At 66.2% G+C, this 3227-nt stretch carries 3 protein-coding genes; all 3 read right to left on the minus strand.

What is annotated here, in order from left to right:
* Positions 1–508: 508 nt before the first annotated feature.
* The gene (locus tag KDB67_RS08575; RefSeq protein WP_291014818.1) at positions 509–1033 is read right to left on the minus strand and encodes a hypothetical protein; all 525 of its coding nucleotides are present in this window, start codon (positions 1031–1033) and stop codon (positions 509–511) included.
* A 155-nt stretch (positions 1034–1188) separates the two neighbouring features.
* On the minus strand, positions 1189–1971 hold the full coding sequence (locus tag KDB67_RS08580; RefSeq protein ID WP_291014820.1) for an enoyl-CoA hydratase: 783 nt from the start codon (positions 1969–1971) through the stop codon (positions 1189–1191).
* A 6-nt stretch (positions 1972–1977) separates the two neighbouring features.
* Positions 1978–3153: an acyl-CoA dehydrogenase family protein gene (locus KDB67_RS08585; protein WP_291014822.1), complete on the minus strand. Its 1176-nt coding sequence runs from the start codon at positions 3151–3153 to the stop codon at positions 1978–1980.
* Positions 3154–3227 lie beyond the last annotated feature (74 nt).

Here is a 3227-nt window from a genome sequence, read left to right on the forward strand (position 1 = left end):
AGCAACCCCCGCGTCGTCAAACGCAAATACACCAAATGGCACGTCAAACGAGCACACCACCAGCACTGGCCCCAACCCGCAGGGCCACCCACCTACACGCCGGTGCGCACTAACTGAACGGTATTGCGGTTAAGGCGCGGGTAGTGGTCCAGGTGCGCAGGGCATGAGAGTCAGCCTTCGCCGATTGAGGCGCGACGAGCCGCCAGACGCGGGTAGTGATCCAGGTGCGCAGGGCACGGGAGTCAGACGTCGCCCGTTGAGGCGCGACGAGCCGCCAGACGCGGGTAGTGATCCAGGTGCGCAGGGCACGGGAGTCAGACTTCGCCGGTTGAGGTGCGACGAGCCGCTAGGCGAGGAGCCTCGAAACCCCGTGAGATGACAATGTCCGCAACAACTTCCAACCGGGAGGCTGTTGCGGACATAGTCGTCGTACGGGGTTTCGAGGCTCGCGAGCTCGCACCTCGACCGGCAATGGGGGACCACTGCAGGTCGAGGTGCGAAGCCGAGATCAGCTGCAGGCCGGGATCGCGTCACCCTTGCCCTGGATGGACAACAGCGCGCAGAAGGTGGCGGTGGCCACTCGCCAGGTGCCGTCGACCTTGACGGCCTGCCCGGTCTGGTCCGGCAGTGCGGGGGTGCCGTTGAGCAGCAGGTCGTAGGTGACGTCCGCGTTGGTGTCGTCGGTCAGCGTCACACCCTTGACGGTCACCGTGGTGCCCTGTGCCTGCGGATCGGCGGCCATCCCCTGGAGCACCTGGGCGAAGCCCTCGGAGTTCTCGATGAGCTTGGTGCGGTCGGCGGCCGGCGCCTTGCCGTTGAAGAAGGTGGTGTAGGCCTCCGTGATCTCCTTGGTGACCGCCGGGTCGGCCGGAGCAGCGGCCTTGGAGGACTCGGCACTGGTCGATGCCGCAACCGAACTGGTCGTGCTCGGTGCCGAATCCGAATCGTCGTCGGAGCAGCCGGCGGCCACGCCGACTATGAGTGCCGCGGCACAACATGCCGTCAGTGCCCGGGTCAGCCTTGTTTGACGCATTATGCGTTCCCTTCTCCAGTGACGACGTAATCTCTACGTCGCCCGGTGGTGTCGAGATGACCGCTAACCGTGGGCGCGGCCTCGGCGGAAATGCCGTTCTCGCAAATGAGAGTACAATACACAGATCCGATCCGGGCCATCTTCGCGAACTTTTCTCACCGCAGTTTGTCCTTCATCCGCGCCAGATCGGCCAGCACGGGATAGCCTCCCACGCTCAGCGCGTTTCCGTGCCCGGTCTGATGGATGTCGAACACCGACTGGATGGCCGCGTAGAAGCCCTGGACGTCGAGCGTCTGGTTCACCGCCCGTTTGGCCTGCCGCAGCCCGAAGGCCGGCATCGACGCGATCTGACGCGCGAGTTCGCTTGTCTCGGAGTCGAGTTGGTCGCGTGGCACCACCCTGTTGACCATGCCGGTCTGCTCGGCCTCCTGCGCCGTCAGCGGGCGCCCGGTGAACAGGATCTCCTTGGCCTTCCGTGGACCGAGCTCCCAGGTATGCCCGTGGTACTCCACCCCGCCGATGCCCATCAGCACCACCGGATCGGAGAAGCTGGCGTCGTCGGCGGCGACGATCAGGTCGCACGGCCAGCACAGGAGCAACCCGCCGGCGATACATCGCCCTTGCACGGCGGCGATGCTGGGTTTCGGGATGTTTCGCCACCGCAACGAATAGTCGAGATACCGCCGGGATTCGTGCGAATACACCATTTCCAGCGTGATCTTGTCCGGCACCGGTCCGTCACCGCCGAGTTGATGCCCGGCGGAGAAATGTCTGCCTTCGGCGCGCAGCACGATCACCTTCACGTCGTCGTCGGCGGCCGCCCGGGTCCACGCCTGATCGAGTTGGTCGAGCAGTTCGGCATTCTGCACGTTCGCCACCTCGGGCCGATCGAGGGTGATGGTGGCGATGTGGTCGGCGACCTCATACCGGATGTACATCGACGGTCACCGTCGCGGCATGCCGAGGATCCGCTCGGCGATCACATTGCGCTGGATCTCCGACGTTCCACCGGCAATCGTGTACCCGAAGCTGCGCGCATAGCGCTCGAACCAACTTGCGTACAGCATTTCCAGATCCATGTGGCAGTACGGGGCGGTCAGTGCCGGATGCACGAGGCCGTCGATGCCCTCGGCGGTGAAGGCATGTTCGGTCGCGCTCTGCACGGCCTCCGAGCCGAGCAATTTGAGCACCGACAGCGACGGTGTGTCCTGCTCCCCGCGCGCCGCGCGGGCCAGCGCCTTGGACCCGAGCAGCCGCAGCGCGTACGAATCCATCACGAGGGTGGCGTAGCGGTCCTTCTCCAGCGGGGTGCCGGGCCGAAAATCGCGCAGCAGATCCTCGAGACGGTCGGCGAAGCTCAGCCACAGCAGAGTGCGCTCGTGACCCAGCGAACCGTTGGCGACGGTCCAGCCGTCGTTGAGGTCGCCGATGAGGTTCTCCGCGGGTACCCGCACGCCTTCGAAGAACACCTCGTTGAAGTCGTGATCGTCGCGGGAGGCGATGGACCCGAACGGCCGCCGCGTCACCCCGGGCGTGTCGGTGGGGATCACCAGAACGCTGATCCCCTTGTGCTTGGGCGCATCCGGGTCGGTCCGCACGAAGGTGAGCAGCACGTCGGCGTGATGGGCCCCGGAGGTCCACACCTTCTGGCCGTCGACGACGAAATGGTCGCCGTCGCGACGTGCCCGGGTGCGCAACGACGCCAGGTCCGATCCGGCACCGGGCTCGCTCATGCCCAGCGCCGCGGTGATCTCGGCGCGCAGAATGGGAACGGCCCACCGCTGCTTCTGTTCCGGAGTCCCGAAGGTGAGCAGCGAGGCGGCGATGATGCCCAGCCCCTGCGGGTTGTAGCTGTGGTAGATGCGCCGGCGCGAGAGTTCCTGCAGGTGCACGAACTGTTCGACGATGCCCGCGTTGCGCCCGCCGAACTCCGGCGGATTACCGGGCAGCAGCCACCCGGCCTCGAACTGTGTTCGCTGCCAGGTGCGGGCCCACGCGGGGATGTCGGCACTCGAGCGGGGCCGCTCCCCGGCGTCGGCCTCCGCGGGCAGGTTCGCATCGAGGAACGCGCTGAATTCCGCACGGAATTCCTCGATGTCGGCGTCAAAGCTGAGTTGCACGGTACCCCTCCGTGATGAGTGCGCGATGGTGGTCGGCGCCGCCGAAGAGCAGGTCGGCGGCCTTGGCGCGTTTG

This window comes from Gordonia sp. (in: high G+C Gram-positive bacteria) (assembly GCF_020438995.1).
In the GTDB taxonomy this organism is placed as follows: domain Bacteria; phylum Actinomycetota; class Actinomycetes; order Mycobacteriales; family Mycobacteriaceae; genus Gordonia.